Annotated in this window: 24 protein-coding genes, 1 tRNA gene and 1 pseudogene; 18 read left to right on the plus strand and 8 right to left on the minus strand. The window is 40.2% G+C overall.

Annotated elements, in window-relative coordinates:
* The first annotated feature begins 422 nt into the window (after positions 1–422).
* The 6 genes from RMZ41_RS03680 to RMZ41_RS03705 all read left to right on the plus strand — a co-directional run bounded on the left by RMZ41_RS03680 (position 423) and on the right by RMZ41_RS03705 (position 8,599).
* The gene (locus RMZ41_RS03680) at positions 423–815 is read left to right on the plus strand and encodes a hypothetical protein (RefSeq protein WP_322644201.1); all 393 of its coding nucleotides are present in this window, start codon (positions 423–425) and stop codon (positions 813–815) included.
* Positions 816–1,017: 202 nt separating this feature from the next.
* The gene (locus RMZ41_RS03685) at positions 1,018–1,338 is read left to right on the plus strand and encodes a DUF3040 domain-containing protein (protein ID WP_322644200.1); all 321 of its coding nucleotides are present in this window, start codon (positions 1,018–1,020) and stop codon (positions 1,336–1,338) included.
* 16 nt (positions 1,339–1,354) lie between these two features.
* On the plus strand, positions 1,355–3,436 hold the full coding sequence (locus RMZ41_RS03690; RefSeq protein ID WP_322644199.1) for a dynamin family protein: 2,082 nt from the start codon (positions 1,355–1,357) through the stop codon (positions 3,434–3,436).
* 700 nt (positions 3,437–4,136) lie between these two features.
* A complete protein-coding gene (locus RMZ41_RS03695; protein ID WP_322644198.1) occupies positions 4,137–6,383 on the plus strand; it encodes a dynamin family protein in 2,247 nt (748 codons plus the stop codon).
* Positions 6,384–6,491: 108 nt separating this feature from the next.
* Positions 6,492–7,193: a DUF305 domain-containing protein gene (locus RMZ41_RS03700; protein ID WP_322644197.1), complete on the plus strand. Its 702-nt coding sequence runs from the start codon at positions 6,492–6,494 to the stop codon at positions 7,191–7,193.
* A 152-nt stretch (positions 7,194–7,345) separates the two neighbouring features.
* Positions 7,346–8,599 (plus strand): DUF4336 domain-containing protein, encoded by a 1,254-nt coding sequence (locus RMZ41_RS03705; protein WP_409874704.1) that lies wholly within the window; start codon positions 7,346–7,348, stop codon positions 8,597–8,599.
* A 12-nt stretch (positions 8,600–8,611) separates the two neighbouring features.
* Here the strand turns inward: RMZ41_RS03705 and RMZ41_RS03710 are convergent, their stop codons facing one another.
* Positions 8,612–8,686 (minus strand): hypothetical protein, encoded by a 75-nt coding sequence (locus RMZ41_RS03710; RefSeq protein ID WP_409874716.1) that lies wholly within the window; start codon positions 8,684–8,686, stop codon positions 8,612–8,614.
* 78 nt (positions 8,687–8,764) lie between these two features.
* Here RMZ41_RS03710 and RMZ41_RS03715 point away from each other — a divergent pair.
* Positions 8,765–8,992: pseudogene (locus RMZ41_RS03715) on the plus strand (ATP-binding protein); the annotation flags it as partial.
* Between the two features lie 222 nt (positions 8,993–9,214).
* Here RMZ41_RS03715 and RMZ41_RS03720 read toward each other — a convergent pair.
* Positions 9,215–9,799, minus strand: coding sequence for a Uma2 family endonuclease (locus RMZ41_RS03720; protein ID WP_322644196.1), 585 nt, complete (start codon positions 9,797–9,799; stop codon positions 9,215–9,217).
* A 114-nt stretch (positions 9,800–9,913) separates the two neighbouring features.
* Complete coding sequence (locus tag RMZ41_RS03725) at positions 9,914–10,552, minus strand: peroxiredoxin (protein ID WP_012412697.1); 639 nt, start codon at positions 10,550–10,552, stop codon at positions 9,914–9,916.
* A gap of 306 nt (positions 10,553–10,858) precedes the next feature.
* Here RMZ41_RS03725 and RMZ41_RS03730 point away from each other — a divergent pair, with 306 nt between their 5' ends.
* On the plus strand, positions 10,859–11,095 hold the full coding sequence (locus RMZ41_RS03730; protein WP_322644195.1) for a tetratricopeptide repeat protein: 237 nt from the start codon (positions 10,859–10,861) through the stop codon (positions 11,093–11,095).
* Between the two features lie 175 nt (positions 11,096–11,270).
* Here the strand turns inward: RMZ41_RS03730 and RMZ41_RS03735 are convergent, their stop codons facing one another.
* A complete protein-coding gene (locus RMZ41_RS03735; protein ID WP_322644194.1) occupies positions 11,271–11,987 on the minus strand; it encodes a heme oxygenase (biliverdin-producing) in 717 nt (238 codons plus the stop codon).
* 556 nt (positions 11,988–12,543) lie between these two features.
* Here RMZ41_RS03735 and glmM point away from each other — a divergent pair.
* The 8 genes from glmM to RMZ41_RS03775 all read left to right on the plus strand — a co-directional run bounded on the left by glmM (position 12,544) and on the right by RMZ41_RS03775 (position 22,711).
* Complete coding sequence (glmM, locus tag RMZ41_RS03740) at positions 12,544–14,016, plus strand: phosphoglucosamine mutase (RefSeq protein WP_322644193.1); 1,473 nt, start codon at positions 12,544–12,546, stop codon at positions 14,014–14,016.
* A gap of 553 nt (positions 14,017–14,569) precedes the next feature.
* Positions 14,570–15,337 (plus strand): glycosyltransferase family A protein, encoded by a 768-nt coding sequence (locus RMZ41_RS03745; protein ID WP_322644192.1) that lies wholly within the window; start codon positions 14,570–14,572, stop codon positions 15,335–15,337.
* A gap of 189 nt (positions 15,338–15,526) precedes the next feature.
* Positions 15,527–17,182, plus strand: coding sequence for a hormogonium polysaccharide biosynthesis protein HpsL (hpsL, locus tag RMZ41_RS03750; protein WP_322644191.1), 1,656 nt, complete (start codon positions 15,527–15,529; stop codon positions 17,180–17,182).
* Between the two features lie 76 nt (positions 17,183–17,258).
* Entirely contained in the window at positions 17,259–18,239 is a 981-nt protein-coding gene (gene hpsN, locus RMZ41_RS03755; protein ID WP_322644190.1) for a hormogonium polysaccharide biosynthesis glycosyltransferase HpsN, read from the plus strand.
* An 81-nt stretch (positions 18,240–18,320) separates the two neighbouring features.
* On the plus strand, positions 18,321–19,496 hold the full coding sequence (gene hpsO / locus RMZ41_RS03760) for a hormogonium polysaccharide biosynthesis glycosyltransferase HpsO (RefSeq protein WP_322644189.1): 1,176 nt from the start codon (positions 18,321–18,323) through the stop codon (positions 19,494–19,496).
* 141 nt (positions 19,497–19,637) lie between these two features.
* Positions 19,638–20,816 (plus strand): hormogonium polysaccharide biosynthesis glycosyltransferase HpsP, encoded by a 1,179-nt coding sequence (gene hpsP / locus RMZ41_RS03765; protein WP_322644188.1) that lies wholly within the window; start codon positions 19,638–19,640, stop codon positions 20,814–20,816.
* Positions 20,817–21,082: 266 nt separating this feature from the next.
* Positions 21,083–22,123: a cobalamin biosynthesis protein CobW gene (cobW, locus tag RMZ41_RS03770; RefSeq protein WP_322644187.1), complete on the plus strand. Its 1,041-nt coding sequence runs from the start codon at positions 21,083–21,085 to the stop codon at positions 22,121–22,123.
* Between the two features lie 117 nt (positions 22,124–22,240).
* Entirely contained in the window at positions 22,241–22,711 is a 471-nt protein-coding gene (locus tag RMZ41_RS03775) for an ABA4-like family protein (RefSeq protein WP_322644186.1), read from the plus strand.
* A 132-nt stretch (positions 22,712–22,843) separates the two neighbouring features.
* Here the strand turns inward: RMZ41_RS03775 and RMZ41_RS03780 are convergent, their stop codons facing one another.
* From RMZ41_RS03780 to RMZ41_RS03790, 3 genes are all read right to left on the minus strand, one after another.
* Entirely contained in the window at positions 22,844–23,059 is a 216-nt protein-coding gene (locus tag RMZ41_RS03780; protein WP_322644185.1) for an acetyltransferase, read from the minus strand.
* A gap of 275 nt (positions 23,060–23,334) precedes the next feature.
* Complete coding sequence (locus tag RMZ41_RS03785; protein ID WP_322644184.1) at positions 23,335–23,643, minus strand: DUF3181 family protein; 309 nt, start codon at positions 23,641–23,643, stop codon at positions 23,335–23,337.
* 119 nt (positions 23,644–23,762) lie between these two features.
* Positions 23,763–24,020 (minus strand): hypothetical protein, encoded by a 258-nt coding sequence (locus RMZ41_RS03790; protein WP_322644183.1) that lies wholly within the window; start codon positions 24,018–24,020, stop codon positions 23,763–23,765.
* A gap of 142 nt (positions 24,021–24,162) precedes the next feature.
* Here RMZ41_RS03790 and RMZ41_RS03795 point away from each other — a divergent pair, with 142 nt between their 5' ends.
* A complete protein-coding gene (locus RMZ41_RS03795) occupies positions 24,163–24,855 on the plus strand; it encodes a Uma2 family endonuclease (RefSeq protein ID WP_322644182.1) in 693 nt (230 codons plus the stop codon).
* 71 nt (positions 24,856–24,926) lie between these two features.
* Here RMZ41_RS03795 and moaC read toward each other — a convergent pair whose 3' ends face one another.
* Complete coding sequence (gene moaC, locus RMZ41_RS03800; RefSeq protein ID WP_322644181.1) at positions 24,927–25,436, minus strand: cyclic pyranopterin monophosphate synthase MoaC; 510 nt, start codon at positions 25,434–25,436, stop codon at positions 24,927–24,929.
* A gap of 34 nt (positions 25,437–25,470) precedes the next feature.
* Here moaC and RMZ41_RS03805 point away from each other — a divergent pair.
* Positions 25,471–25,544 (plus strand) — tRNA-Arg (locus tag RMZ41_RS03805).
* Positions 25,545–25,601 lie beyond the last annotated feature (57 nt).

Consider the following 25,601-nt stretch of genomic DNA (forward strand, 5'->3'; position numbering starts at 1 on the left):
GAGATACTGCATTGGTGCGATCGCAGTTCAACTATAAAATCAGGACAGATGGGGGCAAATCTTTGCTGTTGTTAGGGCTGTAGCTATATTGATTGTTATATTCTGCCAGAACACAAGTTCATTCTGTCAGAACACAAGTTCATTCTGTCAGAACACAAGTTCATTCTGCCAGAACACAAGTCCATTCTGCCAGAACACAAGTCCATTCTGTCAGAATACAAGTTCATTCTGTCAGAACACAAGTTTATTCTGTCAGAACACAAGTTTATTCTCAACAATTTCTTGTCTAGCATCGTGCAATTACTGAGCTAGCAATCCAATCTTATTAAAAAAAACACCTATTTTTGCAAGCTTTACTGAACCGCTACATTGTCCCATTGAGACACTCTAGAAAGATAAAGTTTAGTAAGAAGCATAAATTGATGCCACGCAAACAAAGAAGCTCTTCTGTGCTAGAAAAAACCGAAAAGAGAGTAATCGGATTTAAATCGATTGATTCCAGCCTTGACTTTGGTGATTCTATCAGTTTAAACCACTTAACCCAGTTAACCGGACAACTCCGCAACCAAATTGACCAGTATAATATGATGCTAACCGCTATTGACACAGCAAAGGCAAAAATAGAAACCCTTGAAAAGAGCATTTGCGAAACCTCAGAACGCTTAGTTAGTGGTGTGGTGTTGAAGTATGGCAAAGATAGCCGGGAATACGAAATGACAGGCGGGGTACGCAAAAGCGATCGCATTCGTAAAGCCACCATTACCCGGTTAAAGACCACCGCAGACTCAAAAGCGGCTGCTACGCAGATAGTATAATGAGCGACAAGTAAGCATCATTACACCTAATACGGTTCGGATAAGATCCCCCCGCCTGCGGCGACCCCCTTAAAAAGGGGGTAAAGATCAAATTTAAATAGTAATTTTACTGGTGTTTTTAAATAATTACGTGAGTTACGATACAGCAGATTGATAAGTGACTGCTGACATCTTTTCATGATCTTAAACGGGATGGACACAGATGACATCTGAGAGCGATCGCCAAAGAGAACTTGAACAGCGAGAACGCACATTACGAGAACGAGAAGTTGAATTGCGACTCCGGGAAATGGAAACTAATATCCATGCTACTGATGCAGCTTTTCATCAAACCGTGAAGCATCAGCCAGATCAGCAACCTTGGATGAAAAAACTGATTCTGGGTGGAAAGCTGTTTGCTCTTGGTGTGGTAGCGCTAGTTGCAGTAAGAATAGCCTCAGTCTTGGCTGGGTTGATTATTGTTGGGGCGCTGGGATGGGTGTCTTACAAACTATTTTTGGAATCTAAAAAAACCAATCTTTAATTAAGGTGTAAATTTTATGAGTAATCAGGTAGCAACTGACAGATTTATCCAAGATTTAGAGCGGGTTGCTCAAGTGCGATCGGAGATGTCTGTATGTTTGAGTCAATTGGCCCAAACAATTAATAAAGCTGAGTTGGCTGGAGACTCTTCATCAGGAAAACTCAGCTTAGAACGAGATATTGAAGATATTACAGTAGCTAGTAAAAACCTTCGCCAAGGTGTATTTCGGCTTTTAGTCTTGGGCGATATGAAGCGGGGAAAAAGCACCTTTCTTAATGCCTTAATTGGTGAAAACTTATTGCCGAGCGATGTTAATCCTTGTACCGCAATCTTAACAGTTCTACGCTATGGCCCAGAAAAGAAAGTTACCATTCATTTTAATGATAGTAAAAGCCCGCAACAGCTAGATTTTCAAAACTTTAAATATAAATATACTATCGATCCGGCTGAAGCTAAAAAACTAGAGCAGGAGAAAAAACAAGCTTTTCCAGATGTTGAGTATGCAGTAGTTGAGTATCCCTTAACGTTGCTAGAAAAGGGAATTGAAATTGTTGATAGCCCAGGATTGAATGATACAGAAGCGCGAAACGAATTATCTTTGGGTTATGTAAATAACTGCCATGCAATTTTGTTTGTAATGAGAGCTTCCCAACCTTGTACCTTGGGTGAGCGTCGCTACCTAGAAAATTATATCAAAGGTCGAGGATTGACAGTTTTCTTCTTAGTTAATGCTTGGGATCAGGTACGAGAATCATTGATCGATCCTGATGATGTAGAAGAATTAAAAGCATCTGAGAATAGATTGCGGCAAGTATTTAAGGCAAATTTGGCAGAATATTGTGCTGTAGAAGGGCAGAATATTTATGACGAACGGGTATTTGAGCTTTCGTCAATTCAAGCACTCAGACGACGGTTGAAGAACCCCCAAGCTGATTTAGAGGGGACTGGCTTTCCGAAGTTTATGGATTCCCTTAATACATTTCTTACCAAAGAACGTGCGATCGCAGAACTCCGTCAAGTCAGAACCTTGGCAAGACTTGCTTGCAATCATACCCGCGAAGCAGTTGCAAGACGTATCCCATTACTCGATCAAGATGTAAATGAATTAAAAAAACGGATTGATTCAGTAGAACCTGAGTTTAACAAACTCACAGGTATCCGAGATGAATTCCAGAAAGAAATTATCAATGCCAGAGACACTCAAGCAAGAACGATTTCTGAATCTTTTCGCGGCTACGTTTTAAACTTAGGTGATACCTTTGAAACCGATTTCTTACGTTATCAGCCAGAATTAAATTTGTTTGATTTTCTCAGTAGTGGTAAACGAGAAGCATTTAACACCGCACTGCAAAAAGCCTTTGAGCAATATATTACCGACAAATCTGCTGCTTGGACATTGACTGCTGAAAAAGATATTAATGCAGCTTTTAAAGAACTTTCTCGCAGTGCTGCACAATATGGCGCATCTTACAATCAAATCACAGATCAAATTACAGAAAAGCTCACCGGACAAGACGTAAAGGTACATACCACTGCTACTGCTGAAGAAGATAACTCTCCTGGTTGGGCAAAATGGGCAATGGGATTGTTATCCTTATCTAAAGGAAATCTGGCTGGTTTTGCACTAGCCGGGGCTGGATTTGATTGGAAAAATATTTTGTTAAACTACTTTACTGTAATTGGTATTGGCGGCATAATTACAGCCGTGACAGGTGTTTTACTTGGGCCAATCGGGTTTGCGTTGCTAGGTTTAGGAGTAGGGTTTTTACAAGCAGATCAAGCACGGAAAGAGTTAGTTAAAACAGCAAAGAAAGAGTTAGTAAAACATTTACCACAAGTCGCACATGAGCAATCTCAGGTTGTATACAGTGCGGTGAAAGAGTGTTTTGACTCTTATGAAAGAGAAGTGAGTAAGCGGATTAACGATGATATTGTCTCTCGTAAATCTGAATTAGATAATTTAGTTAAGCAGAAACAAACCCGCGAAATAAATCGTGAAGGTGAGTTCAATCGGTTAAAAAGCTTACAAGAAGATGTAATAGCTCAATTGCAAAAAATAGAGGCGGCGTATAGTAACTTATTAGCTTACTATAGCTAACATATCTGTTACCAGCTTTTAGCAGATAATGGCTATTGGGAGGCTCTGCTTCTCATAAGTATAAATCAATACGGTTCAGTTAAGCATCTCTTTCTTGCCTCTGTGTTCTCTGCGCCTCTGTGGTTAGTAAAAAAACAAACTTTGACAAAGAGTTTTAGCCTTAACTGAACCGTATTAAAGTATAAGTAGCTAAACGTAAATAAATTAAAGTATATAGGACTAGTATTTGATTTCTGAACAAAATTAAGTATTGTAGAGGAGCCAGTGCGTTGCGGAGGTTCCCGACGCTCGATGACTCGCTAACGCTACGCTATCCGTTGTAGCAACTGGCGTTGTGTTAGAACGGAGTTCGTAACGCACTAGTATCAAGAGTTTGATGCGTTACGCTGTCGCTAACACATCCTACATATATTTTCAGCAATCAAACCGGATTCCTATAGCAGTCCTAAATCATTTGTAAAAATAAACTAACCGCAGAGACGCAGAGAGCGCAGAGGGAAGAATCAAAGATTTATTTTCACCACTCATTTAGCATTGTTGTAGTAAGGGCTTTAGTCCTAATAACGTTTACTATCAGCGATTAATTGCTCACTAGGATCTAGGATTTTATTAGATGTTGAATTATGCTTAACTACTTAATACTGTGAGACAGTAGCCCTAATGATTTGTATTACCACGCGGAGCCTGAGAACGAAGAACTATGCAACAACAATATGAAGGTTATAAGGATTTAGCAGATTCTCTCAAATCTGCATCTGCATTACTGAATTTAGAACGCAAGTCACAATTGCATCAAGATATAATTACCATTTGCAATCATCTCCTTAATCCTAGCTTTCGCATTGCGGTATTTGGCCCTTTTAATCATGGCAAGTCTACGTTACTGAATGCCATGCTAGGAAATCGCACCTTACCAATTGATTTAATTCCTACTACAGGTGCATCTATTACTGTCAAGTATGGCTCTGATGTACGAACTCGCATCATGTTGGTAGACGGTACAGAAATCTATCGCAGTGGCACAGAAATTTTACAACAATTTGCAATTCTTGATGGCAATAGACAGATGCGAAAAGATGTAGCATCTGTAGAAGTTTTTTGTCCGCATCCCTTCTTAGAAACAGGTGTAGAATTCCTCGATTTACCGGGAACAAATGATAGAGATGAACAAGATAATTTGGTCAAAGAACAGCTTTTAAGTGCAGATTTAGTTATACAATTATTAGATGCACGTAAGTTAATGACTTTAGGTGAGCGCGAAAACTTACGAGATTGGCTATTAGATCGCGGGATTAAAACAGTTATATTTGTTGCCAATTTTCTTAACTTACTTGAACTCGACGAGCAAAAACAAGTCCAAAATCGTTTGTTGTTTGTCGCAGAAAGCTTTCGAGCCGAATTACCTCCAGGTTTTAGTAATTTATATCGCGTTGATGCTTTACCTGCCTTAAGAGCCAGATTAAAAGGCGATGTTGCGGCTGCCAATAGTAGCGGGTTAGCGGCTTTTGAAACAGCTTTGCAAAATATTGTGGGGATTTTGCAACCAAATCGTGGTAGTGTGCGTTTGCCAAGAGTGGAAGCGATCGCTTCTCAAATTCAACTCTCATTAAAAGCTAAAATTGACCCACTTGCTCTTGAAATAAAATCTTTTGATGACAAACAAAATAGTAAAATCGAAATCAAACAAAAAGCAGCTAACTTAATTTATAAAGGCTTTGCTACCAGCATAGGAGAACTACGCGATTGGCTAGCGTTACCCAAGCTACTCACAAAATATCAAGCTGATGCGGCAGTCGCATTGGCAGAAAATAAATTTAAAGATTGGCAAATAGATACTCTTAAAAAAGACCTGAATCAATTACAATTGGCGGCGGCAAAATGGCTTTATCAAGCTTACGAATTTTTCCAAGAAGAAAGACCACAAGATTTATTAATTCCTTTTCCTAGCGAACCACAAGTGATATTACCCCCTAAGCCAAACAATAGCGATGATTTGAGTGAACCTGGTTCTATTGCTGTTGGTGGTGGTATTGGTTGGTTATTAGGCGGCCCAGTAGGTGCTGCTGTCGTCGGAAGTATTTCTTATTTGTTAAACAAGAATATCCAAAAACAAGACGAACAATTAGTAAAGGAATCTTATCATCAGGAAGTTGCTAAACTTTGTATAACTGCAATTGAAGATTATTTTTCTAGTTTTAGCAGCCAAGGGTTATCCATTTTGGCTGAATATGAACGGCAATCTGAAAAAGTAATTTGCTTTGAATTCAGCCAAGAACCGATAGAACTTACTAATAAACGTGCAAGTTTGCAGCAATTACAAAATGGTTTTAATCGGTTGCTACGAGAGTTAGAAAAAGTCAAAATACTCTCAAACCATCAATCTTATAAAGAACTACCAAAATCCACAAATATTAATAGAAAATATTCGCCACAGCCAGAGAGAGTTAGAATTTCCCCGGAAAAAGATCCTGTTATTAAACAACAACAGGAAAATACTGTTAAGAATACTCGCACAACGGTAGAATCTGTTTCTCCACCGCCACCGCCAAAAGCTTCTCCATCACCGCGTCCAGAAGAGGTGGAGGCGAAATTTCGTGATTGGGAACTCAATGAGGAAATAGCGCGGATGAAAGCAGAGATGCGTAGTCCTAACGCTTATCGTCAGACATCGCCTGGTTCTCAAACTGGTAAACAGCCAAATTCAACTCAAAGCAACAAAGCACCCAGTCAACCCAAAAGCCAGACGGAAAAAGATAAGATTACTCGCGCCTACGGTATTTTAGGATTACAAGCAAATGCTTCTCAGGCTGAGGTAAAACAGGCTTATCGAACTTTAGTTAAAAAATGGCATCCAGATTTATTTGTGAATCAGCCGCAACTGCTAAAACAAGCACAAGAGAAAATGCACTTAGTTAACGATGCTTACACAATTTTGAGTGATAAATAAACAACTAGATACTGGACTTATTTAAAAAGTTACATTTCATCCTAATTTCATTTCTGGCTGCCAAAGTAGTAAGTAAATATAGAATTAGGAAACTATGAGGTGAGACTTATGCAATTGCTATCTTTGAGGAATGGGTTTTTGGCATTAACCTTTAGTGCGATCGCCTCATCTAGCGGGTTCATGACAGGCTGTACTAGTACTGCTTCCCAGAACCAAAGCCAAGCACCAAAGGCAGCCACCACCACCAATGCTAACGACAAGCAGATGATAAATCACGGTGGTGGCATGATGAATCACAGTATGGGAATGGATTTAGGCCCAGCCGATGCTAATTTTGATTTACGATTTATCGACGCTATGATACCGCACCATCAAGGGGCTGTGGAAATGGCGAAAGAAGCGCAGCAGAAATCAAAACGTCCTGAAATCAAAAAGCTAGCAGACAATATCATCAAATCGCAGAACCAAGAAATCACTCAAATGAAGCAGTGGCGACAAGCTCGGTATCCCAAGGCGGAAGATAAACCAATGGCTTACGATAGTCAAATGGGTCATACGATGGAAATGTCGTCTGACCAAATGAAAGCCATGATGATGAGTCAAGATTTAGGTGCAGCTGATGCTGAGTTTGATTTGCGCTTTATCAATGCGATGATTCCTCACCACGAAGGGGCTGTAAAAATGGGGCAAGATGCTTTAAGTAAGTCTAAGCGCCCTGAAGTCAAGCAATTAGCCCAAGAAATTATCAAAGCCCAAAATACAGAAATTAAGCAAATGCAGCAGTGGCGAAAAACCTGGTACAACAAGTAATTTATAATTCGTAATGACGTTTGTTCGTCGCTACCGCTTCTATTGTGATTGCAATTCTAGCCAATTGCTCTCGCCCGACAAGCGTGCTATACCAATGTTGTAGCAACTACAGCAATCTCACAACTGGCCCGCGCCAGCACAATGGAACGACTATGAATTCACTTGGATCTAAGTCGAGGGTAGAACTACAAGAGCAAGGAATGTATCCTTTGAGCCACCCAAAAGATTGGTCATGGCCATTCTGGGCTGCTGTCCCACTATACCCCTATGGCAGGCGGCGGACACTTCGCAAGGAAATAGTTTTTGACACTATCTGGACTTTCGAGCAGCTTCAAGGCATTCTCTACACCATAGTGCCGATTCGTATGACTGTTGTCAAACTCGCTGCCGGAGGTCTTCTAGTCTATGCACCTGTTGCTCCGACAGCTGAGTGTGTCCGCTTGGTTAATGAGTTGGTAGCAAAGCATGGTGAAGTTAAGTACATCATATTGCCAACCAGTTCTGGTCTGGAGCATAAAGTCTTTGTTGGCCCCTTTTCTCGCCACTTTCCTCAAGCACAAGTCTTTGTTGCCCCGCACCAGTGGAGTTTCCCGTTCAACCTGCCGCTTAGTTGGCTAGGCTTTCCCCAAAAACGAACTCAAGAACTCCCAGAGGACTCAAGCCTTGCTCCTTTTGCTCTGGAGTTTGACTATGCAATATTGGACATCAATTTGGGACGAGGATCTTTTGCAGAAGTTGCAGTATTTCACAAGCGATCGCGCACTCTACTTGTAACTGATTCTATACTTTCTGTTCCAGTTGACCCACCAGAAATCGTACAATTAGATCCTTATCCCTTACTGTTTCATGCAAGGGATAATGCCTTGGAGACAATTGAGGACAATGAAGACAACCGCCGCAAGGGATGGCAACGCATTTCATTGTTTGCGCTTTACTTCCGTCCAAGTGCGCTGGAAGTTACTGCAATCGGACAGATGTTTCGTGATGCTTTTAAAGCACCACAGCGATCGCTAAAAACGTACTTTGGTTTATTTCCTTTTCGCTGGCGAGAAAGCTGGAAGCAGGCATTCGATGCTCTACGAGGTCAGGGGCGACCATTTGTTGCACCGATTCTGCAAATCCTGATTTTTCCCCAAGCACCAAGACAAGTCCTCAACTGGGCTGATACTGTTGCAAGTTGGGATTTTCAGCAGATTATTCCCTGTCATTTTGACTCGCTAATTTTGGCAAACCCGCATCAATTCCGGCAAGCATTTGCTTTCCTTGAGAAAAATCCTTCTGTAAGTAAGAACTTTTCTTCTAGCGAAAACCAGCCTCTATTGGAGGAAGACTTAAGATTCATTAAGGAACTTGAAGCGAGCCTAGTTAAGCGCGGTATTGCAACGCCACCTAAAGAAAAGGTGTAATCTGGTATTTTACTACTGCTTCCGTTGAGAGTTCATGGTCATAAACTGATGCCACTGCCCGTCATCGCCTAGTACATGAGATGTCATCACCCGATGATTATCACTCTTGAACTCTATTAATTTGCCATCTTCTCATCGCCTGTCATTGAGGGGCCCTCAGAATTAAGAGTAAATAGCGATTCCTACGGCGGGCTGCGCCTACGCTCTCGTAAAACTGGCGGTTCTGGATTAAGATTAGCGATCGCTAAAGCAATTATTCAGTCACACCAAGGTAGTTTCAACATGCAGAGTCAATTAGGCAAAGGTAGCACTTTTACTATTCAATTACCCTTTGATGTCACGCCAATTTCCCGATTTAAATTGCTGTATCGTCGCCAGCCAAAATTTAATTGAAGAAGAATTCAGAAGTCACAATTCAGGAGTCAGAATCAAGACGCTCGCAGGCTCGCTTGCCGCCGGCGCTATCAGTCGGGGATTCATACCGCGCAGGAATTGAAGACCACTAAATTTTCAATTTAGTGGGGGTTTTAAACCCGGTTATTCATCCGCTTTTTCGGTCAAAATTCATTCTGAATTCTGACTCCTGACTCCTGAATTCTGTTCGATAAAATTTTCTTACCAAACTTTACTCATATTCAAAAGAAACCCAGGCAATACCAACTCGCCACTAACACTAGCAGGATTATCTAAACATTCCTCTGGCAAGCCAGGACGATAAATATAGACTTTACGCTGCTTACGGTCAATCAACCAACCTAACTGTATTCCTGGCTCATTCATATATTCCTCCATTTTTTCTTTCAAAGTTTGGAGGTTATCGCTAGGAGATTTGAGTTCGACTACAAAATCTGGACAAATGGGTGCAAATCTTTTCTGTTGTTCTGCTGAAAGAGCATTCCACCGTTCTAGTTGAATCCAAGAAGCATCTGGAGAGCGTTCTGCACCTGTTGATAGCTTAAACCCGGTACTAGAGCTAAAAGTTATACCTGTACCATCTTGTTCCGACCACACCCATAGCTGCCCTGAGATATTAACTTCTCTATTTCCTGTCTCTGAACCAGTCGGAGGCATAATTACCAATTCTCCAAATTTATTTCGCTCAATGCGTAAGTCACGATTCACCTGACAGAATTCAAAAAATTGTTCGTCTGTCATTTGCATTGATGACGGGATTTGCAAAACCAAAGGAGATGAGAACATAAGTATTTCCTCCAGCTTTAAATGCCTAGCTCATTCACTATATTCTCACGCAAAAAAACAAAGACGCAAAATTATATCTTTGCGCCTTTGCTTTATCCGAAATCATTTTCAGATTTACTTGTTAGGCTGAGGAGTCATCCGCAGATATGGTTTGATTTCCTCGTAGCCTTTGGGGAATTTCTCTTTAAGTACTTCTGGATCTTTCAGGGAGGGAACAATTACAACATCCTCTCCATCTTTCCAATCGGCTGGTGTCGCCACGCTGTAATTATCAGTCAATTGCAGAGAATCAATCACCCGCAAAAGTTCGTCAAAGTTGCGTCCCGTGCTGGGAGGATAGGTGAAACTCAGGCGGAGTTTCTTATTGGGATCAATTACAAAAACCGATCGCACTGTTACAGCCGCATTAGCGTTGGGGTGGATCATGTCGTAAAGGTCAGCAACTTTACGATCCGCATCCGCCAAAATTGGGTAATTAAGGGTGGTGCTTTGAGTCTCTTCAATGTCTCCCACCCAGCCTTTGTGAGATTCTACGTCATCAACGCTGAGTGCGATCGCTTTGACATTGCGCTTGTCAAATTCTGGTTTGAGCTTGGCAACTGTGCCGAGTTCTGTTGTACAAACAGGTGTAAAATCAGCAGGGTGAGAGAACAGCACAACCCAGCTGTCACCTGCCCATTGGTAAAAATCGATGTCGCCGTGTGTTGAGGCTTGCGTAAAGTTGGGTACTGTGTCACCTAGACGGAGAGCCATGAGAGATTCCCTGTAGTTAGAAAGGCATATATATTTTAGTATGCTATGCCATCATGACATAAAACCCCCATTTCCCAATCGGGCTTTAGCAGTTTGAAACAAAATTTTAGGTTGTTAAGGCTCTTGTATAAGGGATAAAAAGTAGGTAAAAACTATTGACTAAAATACCAACCTAATGGGTCATAATGAATATATACAGAATGCTAGCTACAGCACTCATACAGCAGGGCAAACTAGATGAAGCTTTAGCTATTTGCCATCAAGTAATTGAACTTAATTATCACCTTCAAACCTGTTTAATTACTAGTGAAGCAATATATTGATCAGCAGGGATTCTCGTCTGTTATGGCTGCTTATCGCCAATTTGCTGCAAAAGTTCACCCAAAGGCGATATCTGGTTTCTATTACAGACTAGGTAATTATATATTATTTTATTACAACGATAGAAACGATGAGGCGATCGCTGCTTTTCAAGAAGCACTTAAACTGAATCCTGGTCATCAACACGCAGCACAAGCTCTTAACAAACTTCAACAGCAGTAGGGGCAACATCCCCGCGATCGCCTGATTTTATTCAGGTGAACCCAGGGAGGTTGCCCCTAGACTTACAAAATTTTACTTATAGCACAAGCCTTGGTGGTTAGGACATCAACAAATGATGAAACTTAGACACAAAAAGACTTTTCACCCAGTCCCTAGTCCCTTGCTATAACAAAGTTTACTCAGCAGTGACCAGTTCAGTGCTACCGCGTGTCCGTCGCCGTGTGAGGCTATTGTACAACATTACACCGATCGCTTTAATCAAATTGCCTTCCAATTCTTGGAACATCTTCATGTTCGTGCCAAAGGCGGCGTTTGCTTCCTCAACGATGCGATCGGTTGTCGCCTCATCAAGGGGTAATTCATCCAAATTTTGACGATACTTTGCTTTGAATGCCTTCTCATCAGGAATTTCTGGAAACTCATAAAAAGCTGTTCCTTGCCCATCAGACAAATTCATCGCCGTTACAGCAATGTTTTTGAGAATTTGTCCTCCAGATAAGTCGCCCAAGTAACGAGTATATGAATGAGCAATTAACAGTTCCGGTTCTGTGGCAGATATTTCTCGGATGCGCTTTACATAAGCTTCACCTGCGGGAGATAGTTTGATTTGCTCTCTCCAGTTAGCACCAAAGTAATAACTCAGGTCTTGCTCTAAGGTATACTTGCGGTTTAGCTGGGGAAAGTTGATTTTAGAAAGAATTGGGTGCTGGCGGTGCTTTTCCATTTCTTCTTCCATCGCTGAGTAGACGAAGTAGAAGTTAGCAACTAGTTTCCGGTAAGAGTTTTTTTCTACTACTCCTTTTAAAAAGCACTTGACAAAACCTACATTTTCTGCCATTGTGTGGGCTTTCTTAGTGCCTACACGTAATTTGGTTGCTAAATTGCTGCTCATGCTAAATTTCTCAACTTTAAAAAGTTAACTGCCGAGTTTTAATTCACTAACGGCTAAAAAAGCCATTAAAACGTTACCTTAAAACTATTTGATGAGAATTTATATTAAAATTTTTTAAGCAGCGAAAATTTTGTATTTTTTTACACAACAGCAAGACTGTGGAAATATAACTTTACATTGCCGGGTTTTAATTTTTTGTTGTTATTAGCTAACTTTAGCTTTCATTCTGAGTTTTCTTAAAAAACATTTAAGTAATATTTATAACATCATATTTTCAGTTAATAGCATTGCAAAGTGTGAACTAATACAGATAATCAAAACTCAAGTTAAGGGCATAAAAGAAATTATTAGCTAAAATGTGGAAACTTTACTAATAACGTAAAAGCTAATACTGAATTTATGGAAAATTTACAATTTTAAATTTCTTAATTCAGTATAATTACGTAAAAGTGGCTTTATTTTAAAATGAATTTCTAAAGAGAAAAAGCATGTCAAAATTGCTGAATAAAGTCTTAAGTGCTATTTTTCAGTGTGATTGTGTGGAGTGTTTAAATATATGGTTTCATCTATAACTCGAACATCGGGCATTCCTGGGGGTTCTGCTTCCGAAGTTGAAGGATTAAGCAAAGGGATTGAAAGCAGTTTTGGGTTGAATTTAATTCCACTACCGACAAATCCTTTATTTGGTACAGATGGGATTCGCGGACGAGTTGGAGAATTACTAAATGCACCCTTAGCATTGCAAGTTGGGTTTTGGACGGGGATTGTTTTACGTAACCATGCGACTCAAATAGGGCCAGTCATTCTTGGACAGGACTCTAGAAACTCTAGCGATATGCTGGCGATGGCTTTGAGTGCAGGGTTAACAGCAGCAGGATTAGAGGTTTGGTATTTGGGATTATGTCCCACTCCTTGCGTTGCCTATCTCACCAGTATCAGTGATGCCATCGGTGGAGTGATGATTTCTGCCAGTCACAATCCCCCAGAGGACAATGGAATTAAGGTTTTTGGTGCGAATGGTGGGAAGTTACCGCAAATACTACAGGCAGAAATTGAAGCGGGGCTGCGTGGGAAAATATCGCCTATTACTAAAGTTAGTAATTGTGGACGGCATTACTCACGTTCTGAGTTAGTCGGGCATTATGGCGAGGCGTTGAAAAAACCCTTGAACAGTGCCCTAAATCTTCAGGGAATGAAGATTGTTTTAGACTTGGCGTGGGGTGCAGCAGTCGGGTTAGCACCATCAGTATTTACGGAAATGGGGGCAGAGGTCATCTGTTTGCATAACGAAGCAGATGGCGATCGCATTAATGTTAACTGCGGTTCCACCCACCTAGATATTCTTGCCGCCACAGTCCAAGAACACAACGCCGACATCGGCTTTGCTTTCGATGGGGATGCCGATCGCGTCTTAGCAGTAGACAACACTGGTAGGCAAGTTAACGGCGATTACATTCTCTATCTATGGGGACGGCATTTACAACAAAACCAACAACTGCCAGACAACCTGATTGTATCTACAGTCATGGCCAACTTAGGCTTTGAGAAAGCTTGGCAAGAAATTGGTGGTAACTTAATTCGTACCGCAGTTGGCGATCAGTACGTGCAAGCCGAAATGCAGCGAACTGGGGGAATGTTAGGCGGCGAACAATCAGGTCATATTCTTTGCCGTCATTATGCTGTTACTGGAGATGGCTTGTTAACAGCCTTGCATATAGCAGCTTTGGTGAAAGAGGCGGGTGTTTCTCTTGGCGAATTAGTAGATCAAAGCTTCCAAACATATCCGCAACTATTGCGGAACGTGCGAGTTGTAGATCGCGATCGCCGTTTGGGATGGCAAGATTGCGAACCAGTGCAACAAGCGATCGCCCTTGCTGAAGCCGCAATGGGTGATTCCGGTAGAATTTTGGTTCGCGCCTCTGGTACAGAACCAGTAATCAGAGTTATGGTAGAAGCCGCCAATGCCGAACTTACCAACTACTGGACAAATGAATTAGTTTCAAAAGTCCAGCAACATCTGATGGACTAAATTAGCTATTAAGTAAGTGGATCAAATTAAATATCAAACCTCACCCTGCCTCCGGCTTCCCTCTCTTTACTAAGGAGAGGGATTGAGGGTGAGGTTTGATCTTATATTTAATTACGCCCACCTACTTATCTCAGCTTTTAACAAACGCCAATTTTCTGTCACAGCTTCTACAAATTGACCAGCCTTGGTTAACTGTAGAAGCTGTGATATTTGTATTGTTATATAGGATTGATGTTTGATTTTTGAAAAAACTCAGCAACACTTAAAAATACTTCTTTGCCTTTTACCTATTGCCTCTTAAGCCAATTAAGGAAGCAGAAAGTAGTTATTGCATAAGTAATCCCGATAAAGAAATTTAGGGGATTTAATAATGACGTATTTTCCTTATACTACGTATTTCTAAAAAAATATTTTATCTTTGTTACTAAATAAATTTAGTTGCTCTAAACTATGAAGGCAGAGAGAATAATTCCTATCTTTTACCTCCTACCTCCTGCCTTCAGTAACTTCAGAAATCAAAGCAGATTCCTATACTTGTTCTAAAGATAATATCATGCTTGTTTTTGTGATCCCACTCAAAAGTGCAAAAGTCTCCAATTCCTGGGAACGTGTTACACAATTATTTGAAAGATGCCTGAAATCAGTTTGCAATCAAACCTCACCTAATTTTCACGTTATTGTTGTTTGTCACGAAAAGCCAAAAATCGAATTCACCCATTCTCATATTACATACCTTACAGTTGATTTTTCTCCTCCCAATGAAACTAACCCTGTGGCTAAAGGAGATACAGACAAAGGGCGTAAAGTCTTAAAAGGATTGATTTATGCTCAAAAATTTTCTCCTACTCACACTATGGCAATTGATGCTGATGATTGTGTTAGCAAAAAATTAGCCCAATTTATTCAACAACATCCTGATTCTGATGGATGGGTTATCAACAAAGGTTATAAATATCAGGAAGCCAGTAAATATATATATATTAAAAGAAGAAATTTTTATAAAATGTGCGGCAGCTGTAACATTATTCGCTATGATTTGAACTATTTGCCTGAAAATGCCGAATATAATCGTGGCTACGGATACTATAGATATTATATAGATCATGGCAAAGTTAAGGATATTTTAGAGAATCAAGGAAAAGCGATTAAATCATTACCATTTCCCGGAGCAGTTTATATCTTGGATACAGGAGAAAACCTTTTTGATAATTCTAAAAGGTTGAAATTTAGCATTTTTAATCGCAAATTATTAAATCAATCAGTTAGAGATGAATTTGGATTGTACAACTTACAGCAATCCAAAGAAATTTCTCAAGTATAATATATTTCTCGATGCTGAGAGACGACAGCGCTACTATAGGAATCCGGTTTGATTTGGAGAAAATATCCGTAGGATGTGAGCGCAAAGAGTACGGCATCAAACCCATGACAATAGTGCGTTACGAACTCTGTTCTAACACACTCTACAATACCTACCTAATTTCGTTCAAAAATCAAATAGTAATCCTATATGCCGAAAATAAAGTCAAAATCCAAGAAATCTAAAAAATCGAAAAAGCAGGCTTCTAAGGAAATTTCTACTCTTAGCCTCAAAGAACAGTTAGCCCAAAAACGCAAAGCAGCCCTAGCACGAAAAGAACTCATTAGTTTATTCACCACCGCTTCTTTGAGCGGTATATTCATTGGCATTGTGCTTTTTTTTGTAGCTGGAATAAAAGCAGCAGTCCCTGGTGTATTGGGGATAATAGTTATATCTCTTTCCTACAAATACCCGCGCCAAGCACTATATGCTTTCATCATTTATGTCCCTATTGGTGGGACTATCACTTACTACTTAGGTAATAGTCCCATACTCCAATTAGCTAAAGATGCCTTTTATGTCCCTGCGCTAATTGGACTTTGGCAAACTTGCCGAAAACAAGGGCTACCCCTAATTATTCCCAAAGGAATTAAAATTCCACTTTATATTGTCTTGGGTTGCAGTCTTCTAACACTATTATTTGTCAATGGTGGGCAGCAGTTTAACCCGCCTAGTGTAGGACTATTGGGAAAAGCAGAGAAAGAAATACCTTTAGGTATGGGAATTCTAGGACTGAAAGTATTTTTAGGATATGTCCCCCTACTTGGTTGTGCTTATTATCTAATTCGAGATAAGCGGGATTTTCTCTTTTTATCGCGCCTCCAGATTGTCCTCATACTGGTTTGTTGCGTGTTGGGATTTATCCAATACCTTTTACTACTAACAGGTATATGTCAAGGTACTAGAGGTCTTGAAGGCAATGCCCTATTTGTCACATCATTAGAAGCCCGGTGCTATTTTGGTGGAGCGCTCTTATATAGTCCTGAAGAAGGAGTGATTCGTCTACCAGGAACATTTGTAGCCCCTTGGCAATGGGCGTGGTTCTTAATTTCCAGCACCTTTTTTACCTTTGCCACCGGCTTCACCGATCCCTCCATAGTTTGGCGGCTAGTCGGTTTAGGTTCTTTAGTGACAGTCTTTATCAATGCTGTAATTTCTGGACAAAGAATCGCCTTAGCCTTAGTACCAATCTGCTTCGGGATTTTGCTATTGCTAACTGGTCAAATTGGCAACCTTAAACGATTTATCCCCATAGGGATAGGACTGGCTATGGTTCTAGGAATTGTAATGGTAACTAACCCTACCGTCGTCGAAGAGAGAACTGCAAGTTTTACCAGTCGCTGGGACGCTTCACCACCTCAAGATTTTATCATCCAGCAATTTCAAGAGAATTGGAAAGACGTAGACGGCCCTTTGGGAAGTGGCTTAGGTCGAGCAACTAACTCTGCCCGCGTCATGGGTAAAACTAAGCTGGTGGAAACCTACTACCCGAAAGTACTTTTTGAAGTTGGAATTCCTGGAATACTATCTTTTCTAGGTTTGGTAACAACTTTAACAGTTATTGGCTTTAAAACCTATCGCTCCATAAAGAACCGTAATTTCCGCAGTTACGGAGCGGCTTTATGGGTGTTTATATTGTTTATTAGCTACAACACCTACTACTATCCTTTAGATGTCGATCCTGTTGCTGTCTATTATTGGTTTTTCGCGGGAGTTCTTTTTAAATTGCCAGAATTGGAGAAACAAGATAAAGAAGATGCCAACCCTCACCAAAAAAACAAGAAAAAACGTCTTAAAACAATTTAAGTCAGAGGAAAATAGTTAATGAAAATTAATTCTTATAAACTTATTATCAAAGTGGAAAAATCACTTAATAAAACTCATGGATAATTCTCCTTTAATTTCTGTAGTTATCCCGACTTATGGTAGAGAGGAAGCGCTACGAGATAGTATTGTAGATGTGCTGAAACAAGACTATCCAAATTTTGAACTTTTAGTAGTAGACCAAACTCCAACGCACCAACCAGAAATTCAAGCTTACCTAGAAGAGATGGCGATCGCAGCTAAAATTAAATGGTTGCGGTTAGATTGGGCAAGTTTACCAGGAGCGCGAAATTATGCCGTGCGGCGAGCTTCTGGTGAAATAATATTATTTATTGATGATGATGTTCAGTTAACCCCTGGATTGTTAGCAGCCCATGCGAAAAATTATGTGCAAAACCCAGAGGTGGGGGCTGTAGCCGGTCGGGTCTTTGACAGAATGAAATTAGGTGATTCTGGAGGAGATTTACAGATTGAATATCTGCCTCCCGAAGCTATGGACCCAGGAATTGCTTGGTATCATATTGATTTAGTACATACGATAAAACCCCAGCAAGTGTTGACAGCTAGGGGTTGTAATATGTCATTCCGCCGTGAAATCTTTACTAAGTATGGGCTGAGGTTTGATGAGAGGTTTCGCGGTAGTGCAGTGCGTGAAGAGTCAGATTTTTGTTTGCGAGTGCGAAAAACTGGGTATAAGATTTGGTACGACCCAGAAGCCCATTTGGTGCATTTAGGCGAAGAAACAGGGGGTTGTCATGATATTAGTATGCGATCGCTAAAATATCAACTCACCTTCTATCACAATCATTTCCTACTAGGGCTGAAAAACCTGACTGTGACTCAAGCTTTGCGTTTATATGGTCGTTTATTTGACTGTCACGTTCTGGGACGACCACCTTGTAACAAAAGTGGTTCACCCGTCAAAATTGCCACTCGCGCTATTTTCTACATTTTGGGTTTTTTCAAAGCCTTGGGTACTGTCATCCAATCACTATGGAACGATGGCCAAGTTTACAGCCGATTGGATGAACAAGTTTAGTTACTGGGAATTGGGAATTGGGAATTGGGAATTAGTTATTTAAAAAAATGACAAATGGCAAATGACAAATAACAAATAACAATGAAAATCTTAGTTGCTAGTCACACTTATATCGTAGACCTCAACTGTGAAAAATTACGCGCTTTATCTCAATTAGAACCGGGAGTTGAAGTGACAGTTGTAGTCCCAAAACGCTGGAAACCAGGCGGCGTGCAAAACAGAATTATTGAAACTGAATACCGTGATGAAGGCACATTTAGAATAGTTCCCGTTTCTAATTTTAGTCAAAACCATCAGGGACTACTTACCTTTGGCGCTGATTTGATATCTTTGCTAAAACAATTTCGTCCGCAAATCATCCAAGTAGAACAAGGATCTAGGGGACTGGCTTATACTCAGATGATTGCCTTAAATCAGCTATTAGGACTTAAGGCAAAAAATGTATTTTTTACCTGGTGGAATTTACCATATAATCTAAAATTACCAGTTGCTTTATTAGAAAAATATAACCTCAACCACAGCCACGGCATTATTTCTGGCAATCAAGACGGGGTAGAAGTTTTACGACAACGAGGATATAAAGGGGCAATTAAAGTCATGCCTCAACTGGGCGTAGATGAAAGTTTATTTACTCCCCAAGCCCAACCAGAATTAGAAGCTAAGTTTGGTATTGATAAAGGGGATTTTGTCGTAGGTTTTGTTGGTAGATTTGTACAAGAAAAGGGTTTGCTAACGCTTTTACAAGCCTTAATTGCATTGAAGAATAAACCTTGGAAATTATTGCTGCTGGGACGGGGAGAATTGCAAACTGAATTAGTCAAAATTGCAGCAGAAAACAATATTGAAGAACGGGTAATTTTGATAGAAAGCGTTCCTCATAATGAGGTTGCAAACTATATCAATTTAATGAGTACTTTAGTACTGCCTTCAGAAACAACTTATAAATTTAAAACTTTAACTTCTGCTGGCTGGAAAGAACAATTTGGTCATGTACTAATTGAAGCAATGGCTTGCCAAGTACCTGTTATTGGTTCTGATTCTGGTGAAATTCCCTATGTAATTGGTGATGCCGGTTTAGTATTTCCTGAAGGTGATGCCCAAGCCCTTGCTAATTGCTTAGTTCAATTGATGGATAAACCAGCTTTTGCTCATAGTCTGGGAAAAATGGGTTATCAGAAAGCAATGGTGAAATATACAAATAAAGCTTTGGCTAAACAACAATTAGAGTTTTATCAAGAATTAGTCATTAGTCATTAGTCATTGGTCATTAGTGAATAATATTAATTCCGGCTAATTAGTTATAATGAACGCGCTATATGCAGAAAAACTTTCTCCTCTGCTGCCCTTATGATAAGTCTTTAACTGGACATGATATAACAAATGACAAATGACAAATAAATGAAAATATTACAAATTGTTCCCTCAATTTCTCTGATTTACGGCGGGCCTAGTCAAATGGTACTAGGATTAGCTCCAGCGTTGGTAAAAGAGGGAGCGGAAGTTACAATTCTCACAACTGATAGTAATGGCGATAATGGTCAAACTCCTCTGGATGTTCCTTTAAATCGCCCAATCAAACAAGATGGCTATGAAATAATTTACTTTCGTTGTGCGCCGTTTCGTCGCTACAAATTTTCTCTAGATTTATTAAATTGGCTAAAACTTCATGCTCACGAGTTTGACATAGCACATATTCATGCTCTATTCTCCCCAATAATTAGCGCTGCTGCTATTGTGTGTCGTCAGCAAAAGCTACCTTATATTTTCCGTCCTTTAGGTACTCTCGATCCGGCTGATTTACGCAAGAAGAAGCAATTAAAACAGCTTTATGTTGCACTTATAGAACGTCAAAATTTAGCTGGTGCGGCAGCAATTCATTTTACCAGCGATCAAGAAGCTAAAATATCAGAACGATTTGGAGTATCTACACCAGATTTGGTGATTCCCTTGGGTGTGATTCCACGTCAATCTTCTATTAAAAATGTATGTAGTCAATTAGAACTGCCAAAAGATTTACCGTTGGTGCTGTTTATGTCACGAATTGACCCGAAAAAAGGGTTAAATTTGTTGATTCCGGCGCTAGAGAAGCTGTTAGCGCTTGGTTATAAGTTTCATTTTGTCTTAGCTGGGACTAATCCTCAAGAACCAGATTACGAACAAAAGATCATATCTCAAATTCAAAATTCATTATTGCGATCGCACACTACGATTACAGGCTTTGTTACTGGTGAACTCAAAGCTAGTTTACTACAAGCTGCTGATTTATTTGTCTTGCCTTCCTACTACGAAAATTTTGGGATTGCTGTAGCTGAAGCAATGGTTGCAGGTGTACCCGTAGTCATTTCTGACCAAGTGCATATTTGTCAACAGATACGCGATAGCGAGTCGGGTTGGGTGGGTGCAACAGATGTCCAAGTACTGGTAGAGTTACTGCAAGAAGCTTTGCAAAATCCCGCAGAACGACAACGACGGGGATTAAACGCCCAAAAATATGCCTTGGAGAATTTTAGCTGGGATGCGATCGCAAAGCAAACAATCCAAGCCTACCAAAAAATTCTCACAAACAAACGAATTTAACCCAACGCAGACAAGAGCAGTTTTTCCTAAATAGTTGCTAGAACTGCTTTGACAACGATATCCGCAATCACAAAACCAATCCCAATTAATATATATTTTTCTCAACTCACCCTCCCTGAGTTGTTGATGCTTGTTTTGAGATATTTTCAGACTTACTATAGACTTTCAGCTTAAAATAACTAAGTCAATCTTCAAATCAAGCTTAATCTCAGTATTTAAGTTTGTAACCCTTAAAACTTTTCATACTGAGTAAATCAGGCAAAAATATGGCTACGAAAATTCCTGTCACAGTGATTACAGGCTTCTTAGGTAGTGGAAAAACCAGCCTAATTCGCCACCTGCTACAAAACAACCAAGGCCGCCGCATTGCTGTTTTAGTCAATGAATTTGGCGAACTCGGTATTGATGGCGAATTGTTAAAATCTTGTCAAATTTGCCCGGAAGATGCTGAGGGCGACACTAATATCTTTGAATTAACTAACGGTTGCTTATGCTGCACCGTGCAAGAAGAATTTTACCCGACGATGCAAGAGTTAATCAAGCGGCGAGAAAGCATCGACTGCATTTTGATTGAAACCTCTGGTTTAGCCTTACCAAAACCATTGGTGAAAGCTTTTCGCTGGCAAGAAATTCGCAACGCCGCCACTGTGGATGCTGTGATTACCGTGGTGGATTGTGCGGCTGTTGCAGCCGGGACATTTGCTAGCGATCCAGATGCGATCGCAGCCCAACGACAAGCAGATGATAATCTAGAACATGAAACACCTTTGCAAGAACTGTTTGAAGACCAACTTGCTTGTGCAGACTTAGTGGTGTTAAATAAAATTGACTTGGTGGATGCCGAGACAAAAGCCAGAGTTGAGGAATTAATTAAGCAAGAGTTACCCAGAGTGGTGAAGATTGTCGAGAGCGATCGTTCTCAACTAGACGCATCTATATTATTAGGATTTCAAGCCGCAGTCGAAGACAATTTAGATTCTCGTCCTAGTCATCACGATACCGAAGAAGACCACGATCACGACGAAGAAATTATCTCAACTAATTTAATTTTGGATCGTACATTCGACCCAGAAAAGCTGCAACAGCAGTTAGAGAAATTAGCACAACAACAAGAAATTTACCGGATTAAAGGCTTTGTGGCAGTGCCAAATAAATCCATGCGTTTAGTGATGCAAGGTGTAGGAACTCGATTTGATAAATTTTACGATCGCCCCTGGAAACCCGAAGAGGCGCGGCAAACCCGCTTAGTTTTCATCGGACGTGATTTGAAATCTTCAGAAATCGAATCGCAACTTGTAGCTTTATAAGTATAGCTAGATCCCCGACTTCTTTGAGAAGTTGGGGATCTATAAAGCTGAGGTTACGAGCTATGAATAATTAATGAATTCAAAACAATAACTGAAAATTATTCACTTTACAACAATATGACGATTTCTCAACTTTTTAACTTCGCCAACCTTTTTGTGTTGCCTTTTTGGGCGTTGATGATTTTATTGCCAAATTGGAAAGTTACACGGCAGATAATGTCATCATATTTACCATTTGTGCTGTTGGCTGGAGCGTATTTATATTTGTTTATCAGCAGTATTACACCAGAAAATGCCCAAGCTTTATCGAATCCACAATTAGCTGATATCGCTAAATTTTTTGCAGACGAAACGGCTGCTGCAACGGGTTGGATTCATTTTTTAGTGATGGATTTATTCGTTGGTCGTTGGATTTATTGGGAAGGGCAAAAAACAGGTGTTTGGACAATTCATTCCCTTGCACTGTGTTTGTTTGCTGGCCCTATGGGATTACTGTCTCACGTCTTGACTGACTGGATTACTAAGGCATTTTTCCCTAATTCTCAGCAGAATGAAACGGTGACGGTAGAAGAAAAAGCTACTTCATAATTTGGCACATAGTTTAGCAATCATAAATTGTAAAAAACCAAATCCTCGACTTCTTTGAGAAGTCGGGGATTTATGACTTAATAATTAGGGAATCAGTTTACTCTCATTACCAATTACCTGATTTTAAAATCATTAACCGTTGTCGTGTCTATAATCGGCATCTAACCAACAGCGTGGTAAAACTTCACCTGAAGGGAAAACGAGATTTTCTTTCTTAAAAGTTTCAGGTTGCTGTTCTTCTTGACCTTCTTGGTCTTTTGCGTGAACAACATCATTATTCGGGTCAAGTAATTCCTGAATTTCAACAATCTTGACTAATTCACCACTATCTTTGACTTGTAAAAGCATAGAAATTGCCTCAATGAGTTTGCATGAAAGTTCAAAGCGAGTCCCAATATAAACTCGCTCAAATCTAAACTGATTTTGAACGCGGAGATTCCTTAATTGTTAAAGGAAATTTTTATCAGATATTCACACATAAATTACACGAGATTCATCTATGTGTATCTGTATTAATTTATATAAAATTGACAATATAAATAAACAGATCCCTAATTTAAACTAGAATCAGGAAATGCTGATTAACAAAATTGTCTAACTAAGATAAATTTAGTTTTATCTATTTAAAAATCCCGTTGATATTTTTCCAAAATATCAACTAAAGTAACCTGGCATTGTAGGGGTAGTAAATCAATTAAAGGAACTTCACGTTTCCCGCCGCCAATTTTTATTGGAATCGCTCCCAAAACCTGTAAAACTCGGTCTTCATTTACAGAGTTAGAAGTAATTAAAGGATACAGTTGCTCGGCAACAACTGTATGCAGTTTGGCATTAGATAAATAAAGATGCCATTTGGCAACGTCTATGTAGACATTTTCGCCAATTTCAGCTGCTAGGGCTTCCAGTAGTTCTGTGGTGTTAGTCTTAGCCATAAAAATAACCCTACATTAAGAAAAAGTGCGAAATCTCAGGCTTTTTTACATTATGGCTCAATTAACAGCCTAATCCTACTACCAGAGGTTACAATCGCCCCAGCATGAGTAATCCATCTTCAGGTGGATTTTGGTGGAGTTTCGGTGTAGTTAGCGATCGCACTAATATAAATCAGATGCGCTAACACGATTCCTGTCCAACTTAACGTCAGCAAAGGCAGCCACTCCCAGGTAGTGTCTTTCAAAATGTGGAAAAACCACAATCCAGAGTTAATCGTAGCAGCGATCGCTACATGCACAGCAAAATTCATCCGGTCATCGATCTTGCGGTAATCAGGGTCTTTGCGATCGGGTTTGCGAGGCCAACGAGGAGGCATAAATATTTGTTACAGATTTAAATACACCCTATTCATTCTAAGGTTTTTGTGGCATTGGTTGCTATTAGACCCTTACAAGCAGTCATAATTGAATTGCCAGTCATAATTGAATTGTAAGTCAAGAGCTACTAGATTAAATCCGATGACGATCTTTGAGCAAATAGACCCCGATCTCCTCTATCCAGATAGTGACGGCAAACCAATGGCAGACAATACAGAACAATATCGTTGGATTGTCCTGATTAAGGAGAATTTAGAGATTCTGTTTGCTAATAATGACGATATTTTAATTGCAGGAGATTTACTTTGGTATCCCGTCCGTTCTCGGCTGATTACACCAACTGCACCTGATGTAATGGTTGTTTTCGGTAGATCAAAGGGAAAACGTCGTTCTTACCGTCAGTGGCAAGAAGATAATATTCCACCGCAAGTAGTCTTTGAAATTCTTTCTTATAGTAATGATACTAAGGAAATGGAGCGGAAGCTAGAGTTTTACGATACTTACGGTGTTGAAGAATATTATTTATACGATCCTGAAAGCTTTCAACTAGATGGCTGGTTGCGGCAAAACAACCATTTGAATAAACTATGGCAAATGGATGGTTGGGTCAGCCCCCGGTTAGGAATTAGATTTCAAACGGGGCTTGGAGAGTTGGTAATTTACCGTCCAGATGGACAAAGATTTTTGAATTCCCTGGAACTCAATCAACGGGCAGAACAAGCTGAGTTATTGGTAGAACAAGAACGTCAACGCGCTGAACAAGAACGCCAACGCGCTGAACAACTGGCAGCATATTTGCGTAATCTCGGCATTGATCCTGACAATCTCCCGTGAGTATCGAGTGGGGATGAGGGAGAAGAATTAATAACCAATTCCCCATTCCCAATTTCCCATTTCCTAAAAGCTTATTGCCCTGGCGGGAAATAATCTCCTGATTTCCCCCCACTCTTACTTATTAAACGAATCGATTCAATTTGAATCGACTTTTCTAAGGCTTTTGCCATATCGTATAAAGTCAGTGCAGCCACAGAAACAGCAGTTAAGGCTTCCATCTCTACACCTGTTTCAGCTTTAGTTTTGACTGTAGCTTGAATTTGATAACCAGGTAATTGGGGATCGGGTATGATTTCGACCGCAATTTTTTGCAAAGGCAACGGATGACATAGAGGAATTAAAGCGGCTGTTTGCTTGGCTGCCATAATCCCCGCCAATCTTGCAGTTGCTAATACATCGCCTTTTGGGACATTTCCGGCTTGAATAGCAGCAAAGGTTGTTGGCAGCATTCGCACATTGGCCTCGGCTACTGCTTGGCGGGCGGTGGGTGCTTTCTCAGACACATCTACCATCTGTGCCTGTCCGTGTTGATCTAGATGGGTTAAGCTGGCAAAATTAGATGAAAAATTATCTTGCGCCATTTAGTTAGAACGTGTTAATATAGATTGTCGGTGAGGGCGTGTAGCTCAGTGGACTAGAGCACGTGGCTACGGACCACGGTGTCGGGGGTTCGAATCCCTCCTCGCCCGTTTTAAAAGTTAAGAGTTGAAAGTTAGGAGTGAGAAATTAAAGTTCCTCACTCCTAG

It is taken from the genome of Nostoc sp. DedVER02, assembly GCF_034530675.2.
Taxonomy (GTDB): Bacteria; Cyanobacteriota; Cyanobacteriia; order Cyanobacteriales; family Nostocaceae; genus Nostoc.